The 3158-nt window shown below is 75.9% G+C and carries 1 protein-coding gene and 3 pseudogenes; 1 reads left to right on the forward strand and 3 read right to left on the reverse strand.

Features of this window, described 5'->3' with window-relative positions; translation table 11 throughout:
- Both JNW87_RS36590 and hemE read right to left on the reverse strand, forming a co-directional pair.
- Positions 1-664: pseudogene (locus tag JNW87_RS36590) on the reverse strand (FAD-dependent oxidoreductase); the annotation flags it as partial.
- Between the two features lie 2 nt (positions 665-666).
- Positions 667-1766: pseudogene (gene hemE, locus JNW87_RS36595) on the reverse strand (uroporphyrinogen decarboxylase).
- A gap of 178 nt (positions 1767-1944) precedes the next feature.
- Between hemE and JNW87_RS36600 the strand changes: the two are divergent.
- Positions 1945-2516: pseudogene (locus JNW87_RS36600) on the forward strand (DUF3000 domain-containing protein).
- Between the two features lie 109 nt (positions 2517-2625).
- On the opposite strand, the gene JNW87_RS36605 reads toward JNW87_RS36600, so the two are convergent.
- Positions 2626-3158 (reverse strand): hypothetical protein (locus JNW87_RS36605; RefSeq protein WP_238455291.1); only part of this gene is annotated, 533 nt, incomplete at its 5' end.

Below are 3158 nucleotides of genomic sequence, written 5' to 3' on the forward strand. Positions count from 1 at the left end.
GTGCCGAAGACCGGCGCGCCGGGGGCGCGCGGCGCGGCGGCCTGGGCGGCCCAAACCGCGCCGACCATGGTGTGCTCGACCCGGGCCGCCCGGGCCAGCGCCGGCATGGTGGTGACCAGGGAGAGGCCGTCGCCCGGCCGGCGTACACGCCGCCGAGCATCGGGTCGACCAGCCGGTCGACCACCTGGTCGCCGAGGCGGTCGCGGACCAGCGCGCCGACCGCCACGTCCTCGTCCGGCCCGAGCAGCGGCCGGCCGTCGTCCCGGTCGGCGTCCGCGTCGGGTGTCGCCACCGCCGCCACCTTCGCCAGGTCTCCGGGTACGCCGACGAGCGTGCCGCCCGGGACGGGGCGGAGCCCGCCGTCCACGGCGAGCGCGGCCTGCCCGACGGTGGGGTGGACGATCGCGTCGGCCAGCCCGAGCCGGCGGACCAGGCGGACGGCGGCGGACTCCGCGCCGGCCGGGTCGCGCATCAGGAACGACTCCGCGCCGAACTCCACAGCCTGCCCGGCCAGCTCGCCGGTGCGCAGCTTGCCGCCGAGGGCGCCGGACTGCTCGTACACGGTGATCTCGGTGCCGGCGGGGGCGCGGTCGCGCAACCGGACGGCGGCGGCCAGCCCGGTGATCCCGCCACCGACCACCGCCACCCGCCACGGTTGCCGCACGGTCATCTCGCCTGCTCGACCGGCCGCGCGGAGAGGTCGTGCACCAGCGCGACCACCCGGGTCAGCACGTCGGGGTCGGTCTCCGGCAGCACGCCGTGGCCGAGGTTGAACACGTGACCGGGGGCGGCCCGCCCCTGGTCGAGAATCCGCCGCACCTCGCCTCCACCACCGGCCAGGGGGCGAGCAGCACGCACGGGTCGAGGTTGCCCTGGACGGCCTTGTCCGGGCCGATCCGGCGGGTCGCGGCGTCGAGCGGGGTACGCCAGTCCACGCCGACCACGTCCGCGCCGGCCTCGCCCATCGCGCCGAGCAGTTCGCCGGTGCCCACCCCGAAGTGGATCCGCGGCACGCCCGCGTCGGCCAGCCCGGTGAGCACGGCCGTCGAGTGCGGCAGCACGTAGCGGCGGTAGTCGGCCTCCGACAGCGCGCCGGCCCACGAGTCGAACAGCTGCACCGCGGAGACCCCGGCGTCGACCTGCACCCGGAGGAAGGTGAGGGTCACCTCGGCCAGCCGGGCGCAGAGGGCGTGCCAGAGCTCCGGCTCGCCGTACATCAGGGCCTTGGTCCTGGCGTGGGTCCGCGACGGGCCGCCCTCGACCAGGTAGCTGGCCAGGGTGAACGGGGCGCCGGCGAAACCGATCAGCGGGGTGTCGCCCAGCTCCGTGACCAGCAGCCGGACCGCCTCGTCCACGTAGGACACGTCGTCGCGGTTGATCGGGCGGATCCGCTCGACGTCCTCGGCGGTGCGCACCGGCTCGGCGACGACCGGGCCGGTGCCCGGCACGATGTCCAGGTCGACCCCGGCCGCGGCCACCGGGACGACGATGTCGCTGAACAGGATCGCCGCGTCCACCCCGTGCCGGCGGACCGGCTGGAGGGTGATCTCGGCGACCAGCTCCGGGCGGCGGCAGGACTCCAGCATCGCCACGCTGGCCCGGATCTCGCGGTACTCCGGCAGCGACCGGCCGGCCTGGCGCATGAACCAGACCGGGGTGTGCGGGCCGGGTTCACGGCGGCAGGCCCGGACGAAGGGGGAGTCGGCCGGCCCGCCGCGGCGGGGTTCTCCGTCTCGGGCGGCAGTGCCCGTGGTGTCGGTGGTCATCGCGGCAATCGTGCCACGGCACCGGGTGCGGCCAGCGGGCACCGCCGCCTTTTGTGACGAGGCCCGCGACGCCGGTTCGGGCCCACCAGGATCGCCGGTCCCGCGCCCCGATGATCGTGACCGCCGCCCTCGGCGCGCCGTCCCGACGAGCGGGCGGGCGGCGGAATAGGCTGCCGGCATGGCCCCCCCGATCGCGCTCCCGGAAACCTTCGCCCGCGCGGTCGCCGGACTGCGGTCGGTCACTCCCCGGCCGGAGATCGTGCTGGAGGAGGTCGGGGCGCCCCGGCGGCTGGCCCCGTACGCGTTCGCGCTCTCCGCCGCGGTGCTGCGCGACGGCGACGAGGTGGCCACCGGGCGGTTGATCCTGCTGCACGACCCGGCCGGCCACGAGGCGTGGCAGGGCACCCTGCGGCTGGTCACCTACGTGACGCCGAGCTGGAGGTGGATCTCGCCGCCGATCCGCTGCTGCCCGGGGTGGGCTGGACGTGGCTGACCGACGCGCTGGACGCGCAGCACGCCCGGCACCGGGCGATCGGCGGCACGGTCACCCAGACCCTGTCGACCCGGTTCGGGGAGCTGGCCGGGCCGCCCGCGGCCGGCGACATCGAGATCCGCGCCTCCTGGACACCGCTCGGCGTCGACCTGGCCGCGCACCTGCTCGGCTGGTGCGCCCTGTTGGCCTCGACCGCCGGCCTCCCGCCACCCGGCGTGACGGCGCTGCCGTCCCGCCGCCCCGCCGGCGCCGCCTGACTCCCCCCGGAACCCCGGGGTCGATCATGGAGTTGCGGCGCCCCGGTCGTGGCGCTCCGCCGCTTCCGGCGGGTGGCCACCACCCCATGATCGACACCCGGTACGGGGGTCAGAGGTAGTTCTCGGCCTCGTCGCAGACCTTGTCCAGGCCCTTGCTGGCCTTGTCGAAGGCGGCCCGGTTGCCGGCCGACGCCGCGGCCATCGCCTGGGTCAGCTTGTCCAGGCAGGTGGCGATGACCTTCTTCTGCCGGGCCTGCTCGTCCCGGTCGTTCTTGGTCCCGGTCAGGTCCTGCTCGGTGTCGGCCAGCTTGTCCCGCACGGACTGGAGGTCGGTCTTGAGCTTCTCCATCTCCTGCTTGTTCGCCGCGATGGTGCCGTCCCGCTCGCTGACCTGGGCGGTGAGCTTCTTCTCGGTACGGTCCAGCTCGCCGCTCTTGGTGACGAACAGGCCGGTCATCACGCCGCCGAGGACGAAGAGCAGCCCCGCGACGACGGCGAGGATCAGCGTGGCGCGGCCCTTGCCGGCACCCCCGGCGGGGGCGCCGTAGGGCGGGGCCGAGCCGGGCGGGGCGGACATCGGCTGGCCGAAGCCCGGCCCGGAGACCGGCGGGGCGGACATCGGCGGCGCCGAGAACGGCTGCG

It is taken from the genome of Micromonospora sp. ATA51 (genome assembly GCF_016802855.1).
Lineage (GTDB): Bacteria > Actinomycetota > Actinomycetes > Mycobacteriales > Micromonosporaceae > Micromonospora > Micromonospora sicca.